This window comes from Paramicrobacterium chengjingii, from assembly GCF_011751765.2.
GTDB classification, from domain to species: Bacteria; Actinomycetota; Actinomycetes; order Actinomycetales; family Microbacteriaceae; genus Paramicrobacterium; species Paramicrobacterium chengjingii.
Map to the genome: position 1 here is coordinate 1,942,561 of NZ_CP061169.1, position 19,661 is coordinate 1,962,221.

The following is a 19,661-nucleotide window of genomic DNA, read 5'->3' on the forward strand; positions in this document are numbered from 1 at the left end:
TTCGTCATGGTGGGGTCCTCCTGGTCGGATGCGCATATTGAGTTTGTGGGACCAGCTGTAGCCGCTCCTCGATAAGTTTACGTCAATAGACTGAAACCATGATGAACGCGCTGTCCACGCTGCTCGCCGCTCGAGAAGTTCCCGTCTTTAACGCGTCGATGGCTGGCGCAGCTGGCGTTGAACTCGCCTCCGCGGTCAGCGCGGCAGGCGGAATCGGCATGCTGGGCGTCACGGGAACGCCAGATCTCAGCATGCTGTCCCGGTCTGGTGAGCGGCTCCACAACGACGGCGCGGTATGGGGAGCGGGGTTCCTCTCGTTTGCCCTCGAACGCGACATGGCTCCGCTGCATGCAGTGCTGGCACACCAGCCTGATGTCGTGTCGCTCGGATTCGGCGGCTGTGACGACGCGATCACTGCAATTCGAGAGACGCCAGCTGTTCTCCTTGCCCAGGTGGGTAATGCCGACGAGCTTGAACAGGCAGCCGACGCACGCGTCGACGGCATTATCGTACGCGGCTCGGAAGCGGGAGGGCATGGCAGAAATGACATCGGTGCCCTGCCCTTTTTGCAGTTGGCCGCACAACACACGGACATTCCGCTCGTGGCTGCAGGCGGCGTGACGACGCCACGAGGGCTCGCCGCGGTCATCGCGGCGGGGGCCGTCGGCGCATGGGTCGGCACACGGTTCGCCGTTGCCACCGAATCGCAGTTTCCGGATGCTGCCAGGCAACGCGTCATCGACGCTCAATGCGGTGACACTGTGTACACCCGAGTCTTTGATATTGCGCAGCGCAGCTCATGGCCACCGCATTACGGCGGTCGTGCTCTCTCGAATGAGTTCAGCGACACCTGGCACGGCCGAGAAGACGATCTCGAGCGGCAGGTAGCTACCACCGACGTGATCACTGCCGATATGAACGATGCGCGCGCGAGTTCCCGCTTCGACGTGGGACCGATCTACGCGGGTGAAGGATCAGCGATGATCACGCGAGTTGAAACTGCGGCCGAGATCGTTGACGACTTCGCCTCGTACCGCGACTACCTTCACGGGAGCCGCTTCTGAGCTACCCGCGCAAAGGGGCATATACCGAGATCGGTATATGCCCCTTTACATCGTTCAACCCGCTGTTTGTGTTGTTGTGGGTTAATGCAGGAAGGCCACCCGGTGTGGGGTGGCCTTCGCTGTGTTTAGGTTAAGTCCGGCGGTGTCCTACTCTCCCACAGGGTCCCCCCTGCAGTACCATCGGCGCTGAGAGCCTTAGCTTCCGGGTTCGGAATGTGACCGGGCGTTTCCCTCTCGCTATGACCGCCGTAACAATCATTGACGCTTACGTTATGAACATACCCGTGGTGGGTGTGTTGTTTGGTTCTGACCGTGCGTCAGGAACCACAAAGTGGACGCGATACATACAGCATGTATGAGTGTTATCAAGTTATCGGCTTATTAGTACCAGTCAGCTCCACACCTTGCGGTGCTTCCACATCTGGCCTATCAACCCAGTCGTCTCTGGGAGCCTCTCCCCCACAAGTGGGGATGGAAATCTCATCTCGAGCCGGCTTCCGCTTAGATGCTTTCAGCGGTTATCCATCCCGAACGTAGCTAATCAGCGATGACTGGCGTGACAACTGAATACAGAGGTTCGTCCAACCCGGTCCTCTCGTACTAGGGTCAGATCCTCTCAAATTTCCTGCGCGCGCAGCGGATAGGGACCGAACTGTCTCACGACGTTCTAAACCCAGCTCGCGTACCGCTTTAATGGGCGAACAGCCAACCTTGGACCTACTCCAGCCAGGATGCGACGAGCCGACATCGAGGTGCCAAACCATGCGTCGATATGGACTCTTGGGCAAGATCAGCCTGTTATCCCCGAGGTACCTTTTATCCGTTGAGCGACAGCGCTTCCACAAGCCACTGCCGGATCACTAGTCCGACTTTCGTCCTGCTCGACCTGTCAGTCTCACAGTCAAGCTCCTTGTGCACTTACACTCGCCACCTGATTGCCAACCAGGTTGAGGGAACCTTTGGGCGCCTCCGTTACTCTTTAGGAGGCAACCGCCCCAGTTAAAACTACCCACCAGGCACTGTCCCTGAACCGGATCACGGTTCGAAGTTAGATATCCAGAGTGACCAGAGTGGTATTTCAACAACGACTCCACGAACACTAGCGTGCCCGCATCATAGTCTCCCACCTACCTACAAGCCACACCGAACACCAATACCAAGCTGTAGTAAAGGTCACGGGGTCTTTCCGTCCTGCTGCGCGTAACGAGCATCTTTACTCGTAATGCAATTTCGCCGAGTTCGTGGTTGAGACAGCTGGGAAGTCGTTACGCCATTCGTGCAGGTCGGAACTTACCGACAAGGAATTTCGCTACCTTAGGATGGTTATAGTTACCACCGCCGTTTACTGGGGCTTAAATTCACAGCTTCACCCGAAAGGGTTGACCGTTCCTCTTAACCTTCCAGCACCGGGCAGGCGTCAGTCCGTATACATCGTCTTGCGACTTGGCACGGACCTGTGTTTTTAGTAAACAGTCGCTTCCCACTGGTCTCTGCGGCCACCACACCCTTTCCCGCGTCAAGCGGTATAAGCGGTGGCCCCCCTTCTCCCGAAGTTAGGGGGCATTTTGCCGAGTTCCTTAACCACGATTCTCTCGATCTCCTTAGTATTCTCTACCTGACCACCTGTGTCGGTTTGGGGTACGGGCAGCTAGAACCTCGCGTCGATGCTTTTCTTGGCAGCATAGGATCATCGGATCATACCCTTTACGGGTTCCCCTTCAACTCTCAGCCTGATGGGAGACGGATTTACCTATCTCCCGGCCTACAGCCTTGGCCTGGGACAACCATCGCCCAGGACCGACTACCTTCCTGCGTCACACCTGTTAATACGCTAACCGCACCAGCATGGGGTCGAGCGTTCACCGAGACCATCCACCCCCTTCGAAAAGGGAAGCTTCAATGCCCCGGCTAGGACTCTTAGCACCACTGGATTAGCTTGGGCGGTTCTTCGCCGGTACGGGAATATCAACCCGTTGTCCATCGACTACGCCTGTCGGCCTCGCCTTAGGTCCCGACTTACCCAGGGCGGATTAACCTGGCCCTGGAACCCTTGGTCTTCCGGAGGACGGGTTTCTCACCCGTCTTTCGCTACTCATGCTGCATTCTCACTCGTGTAGCCTCCACGGCTGGTTTACACCGCCGCTTCACCGGCCACACGACGCTCTCCTACCCATCAACACACCTGAACCAACGGAACAAGTCCGCGGCTGAGTTACTAATGTCAATGCCACAACTTCGGTGGCGTGCTTGAGCCCCGTTACATTGTCGGCGCGGAATCACTTGACCAGTGAGCTATTACGCACTCTTTCAAGGGTGGCTGCTTCTAAGCCAACCTCCTGGTTGTCTCTGCAACTCCACATCCTTTCCCACTTAGCACGCGCTTAGGGACCTTAGATGGTGGTCTGGGTTGTTTCCCTCTCGACGATGAAGCTTATCCCCCACCGTCTCACTGCTGCGCTCTCACTTTCCGGCATTCGGAGTTTGGCTGACGTCAGTAACCTGTTGAGGCCCATTAGCCATCCAGTAGCTCTACCTCCGGAAAGAAACACGCAACGCTGCACCTAAATGCATTTCGGAGAGAACCAGCTATCACGAAGTTTGATTGGCCTTTCACCCCTATCCACAGCTCATCCCCTCCATTTTCAACTGAAGTGGGTTCGGCCCTCCACGTGCTCTTACACACGCTTCAGCCTGGCCATGGATAGATCACTTCGCTTCGGGTCTAGGACATGCGACTGAATCGCCCTATTCAGACTCGCTTTCGCTACGGCTACCCCACACGGGTTAACCTCGCCACATATCGCTAACTCGCAGGCTCATTCTTCAAAAGGCACGCTGTCACAGCTACAAGGCTGCTCCAACGGATTGTAAGCAAACGGTTTCAGGTACTATTTCACTCCCCTCCCGGGGTACTTTTCACCTTTCCCTCACGGTACTTGTCCGCTATCGGTCATCTGGGAGTATTTAGGCTTATCAGGTGGTCCTGACAGATTCACACGGGATTTCTCGGGCCCCGTGCTACTTGGGATACTCTTCACGCGATCATGGCATTTCGGCTACGGGGTTCGCACCCTCTCTGACCGGCCGTTCAAAACCGTTCGCCTATACCACTCTCAACGCCCACCACATGTCAGCATGATGAGAAAAGTCCCACAACCCCGACCATGCAACCCCTGACAGGTATCACACATGACCGGTTTAGCCGGATCCGGGTTCGCTCGCCACTACTACCGGAATCACTATTGTTTTCTCTTCCTGTGGGTACTGAGATGTTTCACTTCCCCACGTTCCCTCACCCCGCCCTATACATTCAGACGGGAGTGACCAGGCACCCCAAAGGGCCCCAGCCGGGTTTCCCCATTCGGAAATCCTCGGATCAAAGCTCGTTTATCAGCTCCCCGAGGCTTATCGCAGATTACGACGTCCTTCTTCGGCTCCAGATGCCAAGGCATCCACCGTTTGCTCTTAGAAACTTGATACAACATGAGTATGAATCGAAATAAATCTTATAAATAAGAAAAATTTAGACCATGTTATGAAACACAAAAATGTGTTTCTAAGATGCTCGCGTCCACTGTGTAGTTCTCAACGTACGGTCGGTACCGAAAGCAGTCCCCAAAAAAGAAACCACCCACGATCCGAGAAACCCGCAACCCCACCAAAAGGTGAGCCTGCCTGGTCCCTCAGGACCCAATAACGTGCACGCCAACCCAACAACCAGACCACTGTTTCCCACCCCCAAAAGAGGCGTACTCCAACAACCCAGCCACCAGACCGGCCATATCAAATGTTCCACCCATGAGCAGCCGTCAGAACACATTCGGTCCTGAAACAGCCTGCTGGACACCAAACGGTGCCAGTTGCTCCTTAGAAAGGAGGTGATCCAGCCGCACCTTCCGGTACGGCTACCTTGTTACGACTTAGTCCTAATTACCGGTCCCACCTTCGACAGCTCCCTCCCACAAGGGGTTAGGCCACCGGCTTCGGGTGTTACCGACTTTCATGACTTGACGGGCGGTGTGTACAAGGCCCGGGAACGTATTCACCGCAGCGTTGCTGATCTGCGATTACTAGCGACTCCGACTTCACGTAGTCGAGTTGCAGACTACGATCCGAACTGGGACCAGCTTTTTGGGATTCGCTCCACCTCACGGTATCGCCGCCCATTGTACTGGCCATTGTAGCATGCGTGAAGCCCAAGACATAAGGGGCATGATGATTTGACGTCATCCCCACCTTCCTCCGAGTTGACCCCGGCAGTATCCCATGAGTTCCCACCATTACGTGCTGGCAACATAGAACGAGGGTTGCGCTCGTTGCGGGACTTAACCCAACATCTCACGACACGAGCTGACGACAACCATGCACCACCTGTATACGAGTGTCCAAAGAGAACTACATTTCTGCAGCGTTCTCGTATATGTCAAGCCTTGGTAAGGTTCTTCGCGTTGCATCGAATTAATCCGCATGCTCCGCCGCTTGTGCGGGCCCCCGTCAATTCCTTTGAGTTTTAGCCTTGCGGCCGTACTCCCCAGGCGGGGAACTTAATGCGTTAGCTGCGACACGGAGACCGTGGAAAGGCCCCCACATCTAGTTCCCAACGTTTACGGGGTGGACTACCAGGGTATCTAAGCCTGTTTGCTCCCCACCCTTTCGCTCCTCAGCGTCAGTAGCGGCCCAGAGATCTGCCTTCGCCATCGGTGTTCCTCCTGATATCTGCGCATTCCACCGCTACACCAGGAATTCCAATCTCCCCTACCGCACTCTAGTCTGCCCGTACCCACTGCAGGCTGGAGGTTGAGCCTCCAGATTTCACAGCAGACGTGACAAACCGCCTACGAGCTCTTTACGCCCAATAATTCCGGACAACGCTCGCACCCTACGTATTACCGCGGCTGCTGGCACGTAGTTAGCCGGTGCTTTTTCTCCGAGTACCGTCACTCCTAAAAGCTTCTTCCTCGACAAAAGAGGTTTACAACCCGAAGGCCGTCATCCCCCACGCGGCGTTGCTGCATCAGGCTTTCGCCCATTGTGCAATATTCCCCACTGCTGCCTCCCGTAGGAGTCTGGGCCGTGTCTCAGTCCCAGTGTGGCCGGTCACCCTCTCAGGCCGGCTACCCGTCGTCGCCTTGGTGAGCCATTACCTCACCAACAAGCTGATAGGCCGCGAGTCCATCCCCAACCAGTAAAACCCTTTCCACCCACAGACCATGCGGCCATGAGTCATATCCAGTATTAGACACCGTTTCCAGCGCTTATCCCAGAGTCAGGGGCAGGTTACTCACGTGTTACTCACCCGTTCGCCACTAATCCACCAGAGCAAGCTCCAGCATCATCGTTCGACTTGCATGTGTTAAGCACGCCGCCAGCGTTCGTCCTGAGCCAGGATCAAACTCTCCGTAAATGCATAAACACTGACCAAAAAAGGCCAGCAAAACATCAACGCGAAACACCCCAAAAAGAGGCGAAACACGAGTTCAATCATGACAAAACAAACATCAAAACTGACATTCGCTATCAATCAATTTCAAAGGAATCCCAACCCCACAAAAAATGCGAGGCCGAGGTTCAAATAATTGGCATTTGACATGTGCACGCTATTGAGTTCTCAAGGACCAGACGCACCCAAAAATCAACACCCCCAACCGGAAGCACATCACTCTGGAGCAACCTTGCAATCTTACCATCTGCACACGAGCTATTCCGACGCAATGTCGAGGCCGTGTGGGATGATTTCGCCGATTGAGGCCCGTGAGCTTCTCGCTCTTCGGCACCTTTGTGGCGACAGATGAATACTTTACGCAGAGTTCACTCGCTCGGCAAATCACGCCAGGCGCCCGGGCGTGTCGTAAGCGACAGTCGGATATCGGCCAGCGCTGGAGGCGGAAAACGGCGGCTGTTCCCCATGGAGAACAACCGCCGTTTCGAGGGTCCACTCAGAGATTGACTGTGACGCCGGCGAGCGTCTTCTTACCGCGACGCAGGACGAGGAACCGGTCATGCAGCAGTTGGTCCGCGACGGCATCCACCGCTGTCACTTTGGCATTGTTGAGGTAGACGCCGCCCTGCTCGATGGCTCGCCGTCCTTCGCCGAGGCTCTTCGTCAGACGGGTATCGACGAGAAGCTGCGCGACACTCGCGCCCGGTGTGCTCGCCGTGTTCGGCAGCTCTGCGAGTGCCGCCTCAAGAGTTGCCTCATCGAGTGCTGTCAGATCGCCCTGGCCAAAGAGGGCGCCCGCTGCATCGATGGCCGCCTGCGTCGCCGCTTCTCCGTGCACGAGCGAGGTAACCTCCCACGCCAGTCGCTTCTGCGCTTCGCGCCTGAACGGCTCGTTCGCGACGGTGGCAGCATAATCTTCGATCTCAGCTCTGCTCAAGAACGTGAAGACTTTGAGTCGTTCGATTACATCGGCATCTGCCGCATTCACCCAGAACTGGTAAAACGCGTACGGGGACGTCATCGACGGGTTAAGCCAAATGGCATTGCCCTCGCTCTTGCCGAACTTTGTTCCGTCGGAGTTGACGATGAGCGGGGTGCCGAACGCATGTACGCTGACCCCTTCCACTCGGTGAACCAAGTCGGTGCCCCCCACGAGGTTCCCCCACTGATCACTGCCACCGGTCTGCAGCACACAGCCATGGCGCCGGTAGAGTTCAAGAAAATCAAGAGCCTGCAGGAGCTGGTAGCTGAACTCGGTGAAGCTGATCCCGGCATCTGAGTTGAGGCGCGCAGACACGGCATCTTTCTTGAGCATCGCGCCAACCCTGAAATGCTTTCCGACATCGCGGAGAAAATCAATCGCCGTGAGATTGCTCGTCCAATCAAGGTTGTTCACCATTCGGGCGCGATTGTCGCCCTCGAAGCTCAAGTAGTTTTCGATTTGGGCGCCGAGCGAGGCAACCCACTCGGCCACCTTCTCTTTCGTCTGCAGCGTGCGCTCGGCAGAGGGACGCGGGTCGCCTACAAGACCGGTCGAGCCCCCGACGAGGCCGAGAGGCTTGTGTCCCGCAAGCTGAAGCCGCCGCAGCGTGAGCAGTTGAACCAGGTGCCCGAGATGCAGACTCTCTGCTGTGGGGTCGAACCCGCAGTAATAGGTGATCGGCTCTCCCGCGAGAAGCTCTTTCAGCGCCGATTCATCTGTCGACACGTGGACGAGGCCTCGCCACACGAGTTCGTCCCAGATGTCGTCAAAGGCAGCATCATTTGTCTGAGGTGAAAGCACAGGATTCGACACGTTCATTACAGTACCAGCGCCGTCCTTCCTCAATTCGCCGCACTTTAGCTTATTTCCTTATTATCGTTAGCTTTTGAGTTTTAACTAAAGTATGCTGAGTTCACGGTTCAGCCTGAACGGAGCCTCATGTTCGTCATCACCGCAGACCAAGTAGACAGCCGCCACACGAGCGATGCCGTTGAAGACACCCTCGCAGCGGTCAACTCGACCCACAAGCGAGCCCTCGAGCTTCCCGCCGAGCGTACAGCGGGAGACGAGATCCAGCTCCTCACCGCCGATGCAACAACAGCGCTCTCGATCACACTTGAGCTCTTTCGCGAGGGCAGATGGAGCATCGGCCTCGCACCAGGTGACGTGGAGTTCCCGCTCGGAAGCTCGACGAGAGCATCGACCGGGGACGCATTCTTCGCCGCACGCACCGCAGTCGAGCGCGCGAAGCCCCGACTCGTGCGATTCGCGTGTGAGCCCGGAGCACGCGTCGATCGACAGCAGGCTGAGGACCTCGACGCGCTTGTGAGCATCCTTCTGCTTGTACTCGATCGACGCACGGATGGTGGGTGGGAAGTGCGCGACCTCCTCTCCACCGGTATGACCCAGGCCGAGGCAGCCGAACGCCTGGGAATAACACCAGGAGCCGTCAGCCTGCGCGTGCGAGCCGCCGGCATTAGGCAGGAGGATGCCGCAGTCAGCGCCCTGGTGCGTATGCTCGAGAACCTCAACCCACTGCCAGACGCGTAAGGAGCAGCCATGCCGTTCGAGATTCTGGACACCGTCTATTGGGCGACAATCGTCGTGTTCCTCGCTGTTGCGACCGTGTTCGCCATTGCGTCGATTCGGCGCCCGCGTGCCGCGATCGTGATCGTCTCCGGTGCATTTCTTGCCGCGGCACTCGCCCTCGCAGCACTGCCGTTCGATCCGCTCCCCCTCCCTGTTACCGTCGGCGTCGCGGGTCTCAGCCTTGTCATCGCGGTCGTTGGCGGCGGCCCGGCGGCGACCGTCGTGCTGGAAGCGGCAACACGAGGAACTGTGACACAAGGCACGCACGGCGGAATTCTTCTGGCTCGCTCAGACCGCCGCATCACAGATACTCCCTATGTCGCACCTGCAAAAACCGAAGAGGTGATGCGCGGCGGGCTTGTCATCGGTGTTCTCGAGCGTCTCGCGATCGCAGCGTCACTGATGGCAGGATTCCCCGGGGCTTTCGCTGTCGTCGTCGCGGTGAAGGGCGTCGGCCGATTTACAGAGCTTGCAGAATCAGAATCCCGCGAACGGTTCATCATCGGCACTCTCACGAGCATTATCTGGGCAACCGCCTCCGCGGGCGTCTGGCTGCTCGCCGTTGCGTAAAAGTCACTCTGCTCGCGGATGCCGTTTATATGGCGACACTGTGGGATCGCCCTCAATCCAGAAGCGCCACGGGTACGAACTGCTGCCGCCAGGTCCACTGACACCGGTTCGGGGACCGGACAAGACTCGTCCCGATTGCCCGCCCGCGCGCAGCAGAAACGGCGGAGCGAAAACGTCGGAACCGTCATCGGCTAGCTGAATGCCGAGCGCCACCGCAAGACGCCCGGGTCCGCGAGCAAGATCACGGTCGGTGTTCGTTGTAGTGCGCCTGTGTCTCGCGAGTTCGATTCCCTCGACAACCTCGCCACCGCGCATGAGCAATCCCGAGGGTTGACCCTCCGGCGAGCACACGATGTTGCCGCAGACGTGCATACCGTACGTGAAGTAGGCGTAGAGATGTCCGGGTTCACCGAACATCGACGCATTGCGCTTCGTTTTGCCACGGTGCGCATGAGAGCCAGGATCGACCCCGTTGCCCACATAGGCTTCAAGCTCACTCAGCCGGATCGTCACGGTTCCCTCTGGCGTCGTGTGGCTGATCAAGCTCCCCAAGAGACTGGGGCCGAGCTCCACGGCGGACGCCAGGAGGAGGGCACGGTCAAGCGCCATCGTCAGTGGGTCAGCCCAAGTTCGTGGCTGAGCGCCGTAACGCGATCGACCAGTTCCGTCTGCTGCTCAGCGACCCGCTCAGGTGCTGTGCCCCCGGCTCCCAGTCGACTGCCGATGGAGCCGCTGACGGACAGCACGCTGCGCACCTCGGGAGTGAGGTGGGCGGATATCTGCGTCAGCGTCTCATCGTCAGGCTCATCGAGGTCGATTCCGAGCCTCTCGCAGTGCGCAACGAGTTCCCCGCTGATCTCATGCGCATCGCGGAACGCTACTCCCTGCTTTACGAGCCATTCGGCGACGTCTGTCGCGAGCGAATACCCCTGCGGCGCCTGGGCTGCCATGCGCTCCGTGTTGAACCGGAGTGTCGCCACCATCCCCGTGAATGCCGGCAACAGCACTTCAAGGGTACTCACGGTGTCGAAGATGGGCTCCTTGTCTTCTTGCAAATCCCTGTTGTAGGCGAGCGGCAGCCCCTTGAGCGTGGCAAGCAGCCCGGAGAGATTGCCAATGAGCCGCCCCGACTTTCCTCGTGCGAGCTCCGCAATGTCGGGGTTCTTCTTCTGCGGCATGATGCTCGACCCCGTTGAATAGCCATCGTCGAGGGTGACGTAGTCGAATTCCCGCGAGTTCCAGAGAATGATTTCCTCTGAGAACCGCGAGAGATTGATGCCGACCATCGCCGTTATGAAGGAGAACTCGGCGACCACATCACGGCTCGCCGTCGCGTCGAGAGAATTCTCGCTCGGGCGTGTCAGACCGAGTTCTCTGGCCACAAGCCCGGCGTCGAGCCCGAGCGTGCTGCCGGCAAGGGCCCCTGCGCCGTAGGGGGAAGCGGATGCTCTGACCAGCCAATCGCGGATGCGCTCGAGGTCTCTCACGAGGGGCCACGCGTGAGCCAGAAGATGGTGAGCGAGGAGTACGGGCTGCGCATGCTGCAGGTGGGTGCGGCCCGGAAGTGCGACGTCAGGGTGCGCCTCCGCTTGCGACACGAGTGCGTCGATGAGCTGAACAAGTTGGAGGCTGATCACCCGGGCATGATCTCGCAGATAGAGCCGCACGAGTGTGGCAATCTGATCATTGCGGCTGCGACCTGCGCGAAGCTTTCCGCCGAGATCCTTTCCGGCGATCAGGATGAGGCCTCGTTCGAGCGCGCTGTGCACGTCTTCATCCGACTCTGCTGCGACGAAGCGACCGTCAGTCACCTGCGCATCGAGCTCGCTGAGGGCGGTGTGCATTGCGACACGCTCGTCGTCGGTGAGATAGCCGGCAGCAGCGAGCGCCGTCGCGTGTGCCTTCGAACCGAGAATGTCGTAGTGCGCGAGTGTCCAGTCGAACTGCGTCGATTTGCTCAGAGCCGCGAGCTCGGGCGATGGTCCGCTTGCGAATCGACCGCCCCAGAGGGCCCCCGCTTCGCCTGCACGATTCGTGGTCATGTCGTCCTTTCCGTCAGACCCGCTCAAGGAGCCAAACCATGAGGGCCTTCTGCGCGTGGAGTCTGTTCTCTGCTTCGTCCCAGATGATGCTTTGCGGACCGTCGATCACGTCGGCGGAGACCTCGAATCCGCGGTCCGCGGGAAGGCAGTGCATAAATGCAGCATCCGGTTTCGCCTGTGCCATTAGCCGTTCATCTACACGATAGGCGGCCAGCGAATCAAGGCGCGCGGACTTCTCTTCTTCTTTGCCCATAGACACCCAGGTGTCAGTGACGATCACGTCGGCGTCAGAGGCAGCGGCCGCAGGGTCTGTGAGGATGCTTACCGAACCATCAGTTTGCTTGGCGCGAGCGCGAGCATCGGCGACGACCTGTTCGTTCGGGGAATATCCGTCAGGGGAAGCGATGCGCACGTGCATTCCCGCTGTAGCTCCTGCGAGCAGGTAGGACTGCGCCATATTGCAGGCTCCATCGCCGATGAACGTGAGCGTCAACCCGGCAAGTTTGCCTTTGTGCTCACGGATGGTGAGCAGGTCGGCGAGGAGCTGACACGGGTGAAAATCATCGGACAGCGCGTTGATCACGGGAACGGTCGTGCCATTCGCCATTTCTTCGAGCCCCATCTGACCGTAGGTGCGCCAGACAATTGCCGAGACCATGCGCTCAAGCACGCGGGCGGTGTCTTTCGGCGTCTCTTTCCCCCCGAGCTGGCTGTTTGCCGTGGAGATGATGAGCGGAACACCACCGAGATCGGCGATGCCGACGGCGAACGAGACCCGAGTACGCGTCGAGGACTTATCGAAGATCACGGCGACCGTTTGCGGCCCCGCAAGTGGCTTCTGCGACCAGCGGTCTGCCTTGAGCTCGAGGGCGAGGTCGAGAATCTCTGTCTGCTCAGATGGCGTGATGTCGTCGTCGCGAAGGAAATGTCGGGTCATTGTGCTCTTTCGAATATGAGGTCAGTTGATTGCAGTGAGCGCAGCACGGAACCGCGCGTCAAACTCGGCGATTTCAGCGTCGCCAATGATGAGAGGGGGAGCGAGACGGATGGTCTCCGCGTTGGGCGCGTTCACGATCAGGCCCTCTGCGAGTGCAGCCGCGTGCAGCTCTGATGCCACGGATCTTGTCAATTCGATTCCGAGGAGCAGGCCGCGCCCGCGGACGCCGGAGATCAGTGGAGAATCGATGCCGACAATCGCCGATCGAAGCTGGTCTCCGCGCCGTGTCGCGTTCTCGACGAGACCTGCCGTCTCGATCTCTCCGAGCACGGCGTTCGCCGTTGCGGTTGCCAACGGGTTTCCGCCGAATGTCGTTCCGTGCTGTCCCGGGTGAAACAGATCGCTCGCCGCACCGAAGGTGACGATCGCCCCCATCGGCACTCCTCCAGCGATTCCTTTGGCGACGGTAACGACATCGGGGGTGATTCCGTGTGCCTGGTACGCGAACCACCTGCCGGTGCGGCCGACGCCGGTTTGGATTTCATCGATAATGAGCAGCGCACCGACATTGCTCGTGAGTTCGCGCGCGCGTTCGAGAAAACCGGTTGGAACTTCGAGCACACCGGCTTCGCCCTTAATCGGCTCGACGATGACAGCGGCCACACGATCATCCATAGCGTTCTCAAGGGCGGCGATCGTTGTGTCGATGTACTCGACTCCCCCGGGCATCGGAGCGAACTCTGCATGCATAGCGGGTTTGCCCGTCATCGCGAGAGCTCCCATGGTGCGGCCGTGGAAAGAATTCTTCATCGAGAGGATGCGCGTGCGCTTACCGTCGACGCCGGCATTCAGCCGTGCAAGTTTGAAAGCACCTTCATTCGCTTCGGTTCCCGAGTTGGAGAAGAACACCTTTCCGGCTTCTCCCGCCCCGGTCAGTCTTTTCAGACGCGCGGCAAGCTCTAGCTGAGGTGGTGTCGAGAAGTAGTTCGACACGTGGATGAGCGCGGCAGCCTGCTGCGACACTGCCTCGACAACGACCGGATGCGCATGTCCCAGCACGTTGACGGCGATGCCCCCGAGAAAGTCGAGGTAGCGCTTGCCGTCGACGTCTTCCACGTAGCACCCGTCACCGCGTACAAGCATTGCCTGTGTGGGCCCGAAAGTGTGCATCATGTCGCGTTCGACACGCTCTTGCCAGGTCGTCATTTGCTCTCCCTTACGACTTCCGTACCTACGCCCGACCCGGTGAAGAGCTCGAGGAGGATTGAATGATGCACGCGCCCATCGATGATCGATGCCGCGCTGACGCCACCGTCAACCGCCGTGAGGCATGCCGCCATTTTGGGAATCATGCCAGCTTCAAGAGCCGGCATGAGTCCCCGTAGCTCCTCCGCTGAGATGCGTGTGACCAGTGAGGTGGTGTCTGGCCAGTCACTGTAAAGACCGGCAACATCCGTCAGAACAATGAACCTCGCCGCGCCCAGCCCTGCGGCAAGGGCACCAGCCGCAGCATCCGCGTTCACGTTCAAGGGGCGTGAAAGGTCGCCCTGTTCGGGCGCGATTGACGACACCACTGGAATGCGACCTGCGTCGATGGCGCTGTGTACGACGGCCGGGTTGACAGCGACGATGTCTCCCACTCGCCCGAGATCAACGTCGACGCCATCGATAACAGCATGACGTCGTTCGCCAGTGAACAGGTTGGCGTCTTCGCCCGACAAGCCGATGGCAAGGTCACCGTGCACGTTGAGGAGGTCGACGATCTCTCGATTCACGTCGTCGCGCAGTACGCGACGTACGACGTCCATTGCCTCGGGAGTTGTCACTCGATACCCGCCGCGGAATTCACTGTGGATGCCGGCATCGGTGAGAGCCTGCGAGATCTGTGGCCCTCCCCCGTGCACGACGACGGGATGAAGGCCGACATGGTGCAGATAGGCGATATCTTCGGCGAATGCCGTTTTAAGCTCGTCTGACACCATCGCATTGCCACCGAACTTGATGACGACGAGGGCGCCGCGGTAGCGCGTCAGCCACGGGAGCGTGTCGATGAGTGTGGCGGCCCGTTCTTGGGCGACGTCTCGGGATAACTGGGTTTCATGAATTGTCATGGTCAGCTCGAATACGCGCTGTTCTCGTGCACATAATCGTGCGTGAGATCGTTCGTCAGGATTGTCGCCGACTCCGCACCCGCATTCAGCTCGATGAGCACCGTGCACTCTCGGCCCGTGAGGTCAACACGTTCGCGAGGCTCGTCTGGGCCGCCCGCGTGGCAGACACGCACCCCGTTCATTGACACGTCGACGTTATAGGGGTCGAACTCCGCCGACGTCGTTCCGATGGCCGCGAGCACACGGCCCCAGTTCGGATCGTTGCCGAAGATCGCTGTTTTGAACAGGTTGTTACGCGCGACGGAGCGGGCCACCTCGAGAGCGTCGTCCTCGCTCGCAGCCTGCGTTACTGTGATGGCAATGTCATGACTCGCGCCTTCAGCGTCCCTCTGCAACTGCCCAGCCAAATCATGGCAGAGGTCTGTGAGGAGTCCAGTGAACTCCTTCTCATCTGGAACCACACCGGATGCTCCAGACGCGAGCAGAGTCACCTGGTCATTCGTCGACATGCAGCCGTCTGAGTCAAGGCGATCAAAAGTCTGACGAGTCGCGGAACGCAGGGCACGGTCGAGGGCACGCGCATCGAGGTCGGCGTCTGTCGTTATGGCGACGAGCATTGTCGCGAGTCCGGGTGCCAGCATTCCGGCTCCCTTCGCCATGCCGCCGATTGAGTAGCCGTTCCGTGTTCGCACGGCAGTCTTCGTGTGCGTGTCTGTTGTTAGGATGGCTTCCGCGGCGTACCCCCCGCCGTCGGAAGCAAGGTTGTCTGCGGCATCCTCCACTCCCGCTTGAATCTTCGCGACGTCGAGCTGTTCGCCGATGAGCCCCGTGGAGCACACCAGCACGTCGCTCGCCGAAACGTGGAGAGCATCGCCAACGGCTTCGGCTGTGGCGTGCGTCGCTTGGAAGCCCTGCTCGCCGGTGAAGCAGTTGGCGCCCCCCGAGTTGAGAACGATCGCAGACACCACGCCGTCAAGAATGACCTGGCGCGACCAGATGATGGGATTCGCCACGGCACGGTTGCTCGTGAAGACGGCGGCTGCCGAATTACGTGGCCCTGTGTTGACGACGAGGGCGAGATCACGCGTGCCCGAGTGTTTGAGGCCTGCCGGTACGCCGGCCGCGGTGAATCCTCGAGGTTCTGTCACGCTCACGGCGCTACTCCATTCACAGTAAGGCCCGTCTCTTCGGGCAGTCCGAGTGCGATATTTGCCGATTGGATGGCAGCGCCGGCGGTTCCCTTCGTGAGGTTGTCAACGGCCGTGACAACAATCACACGGCCTGCTGCCTCGTCGACGGCAACGCCCATGAGCGCCGTATTCGCACCAAGAACGTCTGCTGTTCTCGGCATCTGTCCGGCGTCAAGCACCTCGACGAATGGTTCATCGACGTAGGCAGCGGCCCAGGCCTCACGAACGTGAGCGGGTGTGACGCCCTCGGCGAGTTTGGCCGTCGAGGTGGCGAGAATGCCGCGTGACATCGGCACGATGACGGGAGTGAACGAGAGGCTTACCTCTGACGCTCCCGCCCAACGAAGTCCCTGAGAGATCTCGGGGATGTGGCGGTGCGTGCCGCCAACCGCGTACGGATTGGCGGTACCCAGAACCTCCGCGGCCAGAAGGTGCGGCTTGAGGCTCTTCCCTGCACCCGACGGGCCGACGGCGAGGACGGAGACGATGTCTGTCGGCTCAATGACCCCAACGGCAATACCGGGCGCTAGAGAAAGTTCAACGGTGCTTGCGTTGCAGCCCGGTGCGGCGATGCGGCGAGCACCCGCGAGTGCGTCCCGCTGCCTGCCGTTGGGAGTGATGAGCTCCGGAACTCCGTACGTCCACGCACCGAAATAGTCTCCGCCGTAGAATGATTCCCAGTCTGCTTGAGACTCGAGCCTGTGGTCTGCACCGCAATCGACGACTAGCGTGTCAGCGTCGAGGTGCGACGTGAGCTCACCAGATTTTCCATGAGGCAGTGCCACGAAAACGATGTCGTGGCCCGTGAGCACCTCTGGCGTCGTCTCCGACAACGTAAGGTGTCGCAGTGAGCGCAGATGCGGTTGCAGCGCGACGAGCGGCGCTCCCGCGTTGGAGTGGGCAGTCACGGTGGTGATGTCGAACTCGGGGTGCGCGGCGAGAAGCCGGAGTAGCTCTCCCCCGGCATATCCTGAGGCGCCGGCAACGGCGACGGTGAATGTCATGCTTCTACCTTATTGAGTGGGCGGTCTGCTCTGGTGTCGGCGGCGCCCACTCGCGCCCAGATCACTGGTGCACGACAGGCGTCGCCGAGATTCGCACGGCGCGCCGACGTCGACGCAGGCCACGTACCGCAGAGACGCGGACGAGGGGGCAAGCGAGCAACATCATGCGTCGAGATTACCCTGGAGTCCCCCGTCGACGCCACTTGAGGTCAGAGTCTGTCGACGGCGGTCACGGTTACCTGGGCTTGACCCGACTCATCGGATGCCGCGAGATCAACGGTCGCAGAGATTCCCCAGTCGTGATCTCCGGCCGGGTCATCAATAATCTGTCGCACAGACCACGATGCTTTTCCCTCGTCGACAAGCAGAAGTTTCGGGCCGCGCGCGTTGGATCCCGTGAGAATCTCATCGTGGTCATCGAAGTAGGCGTCGAGGCTCGCACGCCAGTCGTCAGCAGTGAAGGCTCGAGCAGGATCACATGCCTCCAACGCCTCGTAATCTTCGCGGGCTGCCAGCTGCACCCGGCGGAAGAGTTCGTTCCGCACCAGGACGCGAAATGCACGTGTCTGCGTTGTGAGCCGTGACGGAGTCGGAGGAGTTGCGTCAGCGCCTGCCCGATGCGCAGCAGCATCCGGATTCACGAGCTGGTCCCACTCGTCGAACAGGCTTGAATCGACCTGGCGCACGAGTTCGCCGAGCCAAGCCACAATGTCGGCAAGCTCCTCGGTCATGAGCGACTCGGGCACAAGCTGCCTGATCGTTCGATACGCATCGCTGAGATATCGGAGCACGACACCCTCAGTACGAACAAGTTGGTAGAAGCGCACAAACTCGGCGAACGACATTGCTCGTTCGAACATGTCTCGCACGACCGATTTTGGGGCAAGCTCGAAATCTGCGATCCATGGCTGCGACTCGCGAAAGGTTTGGAAAGTGTGCTCAAGCAGCTCGGCGAGAGGCATCGGCCAGGTGATCTCTTCGAGCAGTTCCATGCGCTGCTCGTATTCGATGCCCTCGGCTTTCATCTCGGCAACGGCCTCGCCCTTCGCCATGAATGCCTGCTGGCTGAGCACTGCACGCGGGTTGTCGAGGGTCGCCTCGATGATGGAGATGATGTCGAGCGCGAAACGTGGGGACTCCGGGTCGCACAGCTCGAAGGCAGCGAGGGCGAACGGCGACAACGGCTGATTGAGCGCGAAGTTCGCCGGCAGGTCGACAGTGAGACGGATGCTGTCATCGCGAACCTCGACGATGTCGGCATCCTTCAGTGTGCGGTAGATGCTGAGAGCGCGACGTGCGAGCTCACGCTGACGCGCCGGTGACTCATGGTTGTCGAACACCAGACGCCGAACGTTCTCGAAGACATCGCCGCCACGAGCGATCACGTTAATGAGAATGGCGCTCGTCATCTGCATATGGCCTGTCAGCGTCTCGGGCTCGGCAACGATGAGACGGTCAAGTGACCCTCTCCCCCATGAGACGAATCCGTCCGGGGCCTTCTTGCGAATAATCTTGCGCCGCTTTTTCGGATCGTCGCCCGCCTTGTCGAGGGCTTTGATGTTCAGCGTCTCGTGCTCAGGTGCCTGCACGATCACTGTGCCGGCAGTATCGAAGCCTGCGCGCCCCGCCCGCCCGGCGATCTGATGGAATTCACGCGCGTTGAGCTGGCGCATCCTTGTGCCGTCGTATTTGGTCAGTGCCGTGAACAGAACCGTGCGGATCGGCACGTTAATTCCGACGCCGAGGGTATCGGTTCCGCAAATGACGGGAAGCAGGCCTGCTTGGGCGAGCTGTTCGACAAGCCGACGGTACTTTGGGAGCATTCCGGCATGATGCACACCGATTCCCGCGCGCACCAAACGAGAGAGGCTCTTGCCGAATGCTGTCGTGAAGCGAAAATCACCAATGTGTTCGGCGATGCGCGCCTTCTGCTCTTTCGAGACAATCTTCTGGCTCGTCATCGCTTGCGCACGTTCCATCGCCTGTGCTTGTGAGAAATGCACGACATATACGGGCGCTCTGTCTGTGTGCAGCAGTTCGTCGACAGTCTCGTGGATGGGCGATGTTTCATAGTGGTAGGTGAGTGGCACGGGACGCTCGACTCCCGTGACCTGGCCGGTCTCCCTGCTTGTGCGGCGGGTGAGATCGCGCGCGAGATCGGCGACGTCACCGAGCGTGGCCGACATCAGAACGAACTGGGCGCGCTCAAGTGTGAGAAGTGGCACCTGCCACGCCCAGCCGCGCTCGGGGTCGCCGTAGTAATGAAACTCGTCCATCACCACCTGGCGTATGTCGATGCCCGACCCACGACGCAGTACGAGGTTGGCGAGCACCTCGGCCGTGCAGCACACAATGGGGGCGTCCGGGTTGACGCTGGAGTCACCCGTCATCATTCCCACGTTCTCTGCGCCGAACGTCTCAACGAGGGCGAAGAACTTTTCGCTCACAAGGGCTTTGATTGGAGCCGTATAGACACTGCGTTCGCCACGCGCGAGCGCAAGCAGGTGAGCACCGATGGCCACGAGCGACTTTCCGGTGCCCGTAGGCGTCGAGAGAATCAGGTTGTTGCCGCTGACCACTTCGAGAAGCGCATCTTCTTGAGCAGGGTACAGTTCAATGCCGAGCCCGAGCGTCCACTCAGTAAAGGATTCGAGAATTACATCCGGGTCAGCTGACGGCGGAACGGCGAGGTTGGGCTGAGTCGGCCCAACCTCTGCCATACCGTCGGGCA

At 59.5% G+C, this 19,661-nt stretch carries 12 protein-coding genes and 3 rRNA genes; 3 read left to right on the forward strand and 12 right to left on the reverse strand.

Translation table 11 applies throughout. The features are described 5' to 3' along the window. The first annotated feature begins 98 nt into the window (after positions 1-98). Complete coding sequence (locus tag HCR76_RS09490) at positions 99-1,064, forward strand: NAD(P)H-dependent flavin oxidoreductase (RefSeq protein ID WP_166992998.1); 966 nt, start codon at positions 99-101, stop codon at positions 1,062-1,064. A gap of 134 nt (positions 1,065-1,198) precedes the next feature. Here HCR76_RS09490 and rrf read toward each other — a convergent pair. The 4 genes from rrf to tyrS form a co-directional block, all read right to left on the reverse strand. Continuing rightward, a 5S ribosomal RNA gene (gene rrf / locus HCR76_RS09495) occupies positions 1,199-1,315 on the reverse strand. Between the two features lie 110 nt (positions 1,316-1,425). Then, positions 1,426-4,543: ribosomal RNA gene (locus HCR76_RS09500) — 23S ribosomal RNA — on the reverse strand. Between the two features lie 392 nt (positions 4,544-4,935). After that, positions 4,936-6,468: ribosomal RNA gene (locus HCR76_RS09505) — 16S ribosomal RNA — on the reverse strand. Together the 16S, 23S and 5S rRNA genes form the textbook arrangement of a ribosomal RNA operon. A gap of 532 nt (positions 6,469-7,000) precedes the next feature. Then, positions 7,001-8,305, reverse strand: a complete 1,305-nt coding sequence (gene tyrS / locus HCR76_RS09510; protein ID WP_166992957.1) for a tyrosine--tRNA ligase — start codon at positions 8,303-8,305, stop codon at positions 7,001-7,003. Positions 8,306-8,425: 120 nt separating this feature from the next. Between tyrS and HCR76_RS09515 the strand changes: the two genes are divergently transcribed. Both HCR76_RS09515 and HCR76_RS09520 read left to right on the forward strand, forming a co-directional pair. Then, on the forward strand, positions 8,426-9,037 hold the full coding sequence (locus tag HCR76_RS09515) for a DNA-binding protein (RefSeq protein WP_166992954.1): 612 nt from the start codon (positions 8,426-8,428) through the stop codon (positions 9,035-9,037). Positions 9,038-9,046: 9 nt separating this feature from the next. Continuing rightward, positions 9,047-9,646 (forward strand): hypothetical protein, encoded by a 600-nt coding sequence (locus HCR76_RS09520; protein WP_166992951.1) that lies wholly within the window; start codon positions 9,047-9,049, stop codon positions 9,644-9,646. Between the two features lie 3 nt (positions 9,647-9,649). On the opposite strand, the gene HCR76_RS09525 is transcribed toward HCR76_RS09520, so the two are convergent. The 8 genes from HCR76_RS09525 to HCR76_RS09560 all read right to left on the reverse strand — a co-directional run bounded on the left by HCR76_RS09525 (position 9,650) and on the right by HCR76_RS09560 (position 19,650). After that, positions 9,650-10,255, reverse strand: coding sequence for a DNA-3-methyladenine glycosylase (locus tag HCR76_RS09525; protein WP_166992948.1), 606 nt, complete (start codon positions 10,253-10,255; stop codon positions 9,650-9,652). A gap of 2 nt (positions 10,256-10,257) precedes the next feature. Beyond that, positions 10,258-11,688 (reverse strand): argininosuccinate lyase, encoded by a 1,431-nt coding sequence (gene argH, locus HCR76_RS09530; protein WP_166992945.1) that lies wholly within the window; start codon positions 11,686-11,688, stop codon positions 10,258-10,260. A gap of 13 nt (positions 11,689-11,701) precedes the next feature. Next, positions 11,702-12,625, reverse strand: coding sequence for an ornithine carbamoyltransferase (gene argF / locus HCR76_RS09535; protein WP_166992942.1), 924 nt, complete (start codon positions 12,623-12,625; stop codon positions 11,702-11,704). Between the two features lie 21 nt (positions 12,626-12,646). Beyond that, the gene (locus HCR76_RS09540) at positions 12,647-13,831 is read right to left on the reverse strand and encodes an acetylornithine transaminase (protein WP_166992939.1); all 1,185 of its coding nucleotides are present in this window, start codon (positions 13,829-13,831) and stop codon (positions 12,647-12,649) included. Then, a complete protein-coding gene (gene argB, locus HCR76_RS09545; protein WP_166992936.1) occupies positions 13,828-14,736 on the reverse strand; it encodes an acetylglutamate kinase in 909 nt (302 codons plus the stop codon). The genes HCR76_RS09540 and argB overlap by 4 nt, the downstream gene beginning before the upstream one ends. Positions 14,737-14,738: 2 nt before the next feature. Continuing rightward, positions 14,739-15,890, reverse strand: coding sequence for a bifunctional glutamate N-acetyltransferase/amino-acid acetyltransferase ArgJ (argJ, locus tag HCR76_RS09550; RefSeq protein ID WP_166992934.1), 1,152 nt, complete (start codon positions 15,888-15,890; stop codon positions 14,739-14,741). Continuing rightward, positions 15,887-16,930 carry an N-acetyl-gamma-glutamyl-phosphate reductase gene (gene argC, locus HCR76_RS09555; protein WP_166992931.1) on the reverse strand — a complete coding sequence of 348 codons (1,044 nt, stop codon included), beginning with the start codon at positions 16,928-16,930 and terminating at the stop codon, positions 15,887-15,889. Before argC ends, argJ begins: the two co-directional genes overlap by 4 nt. Positions 16,931-17,139: 209 nt before the next feature. After that, entirely contained in the window at positions 17,140-19,650 is a 2,511-nt protein-coding gene (locus HCR76_RS09560; RefSeq protein WP_166992993.1) for a DEAD/DEAH box helicase, read from the reverse strand. Between the last annotated feature and the right edge of the window lie 11 nt (positions 19,651-19,661).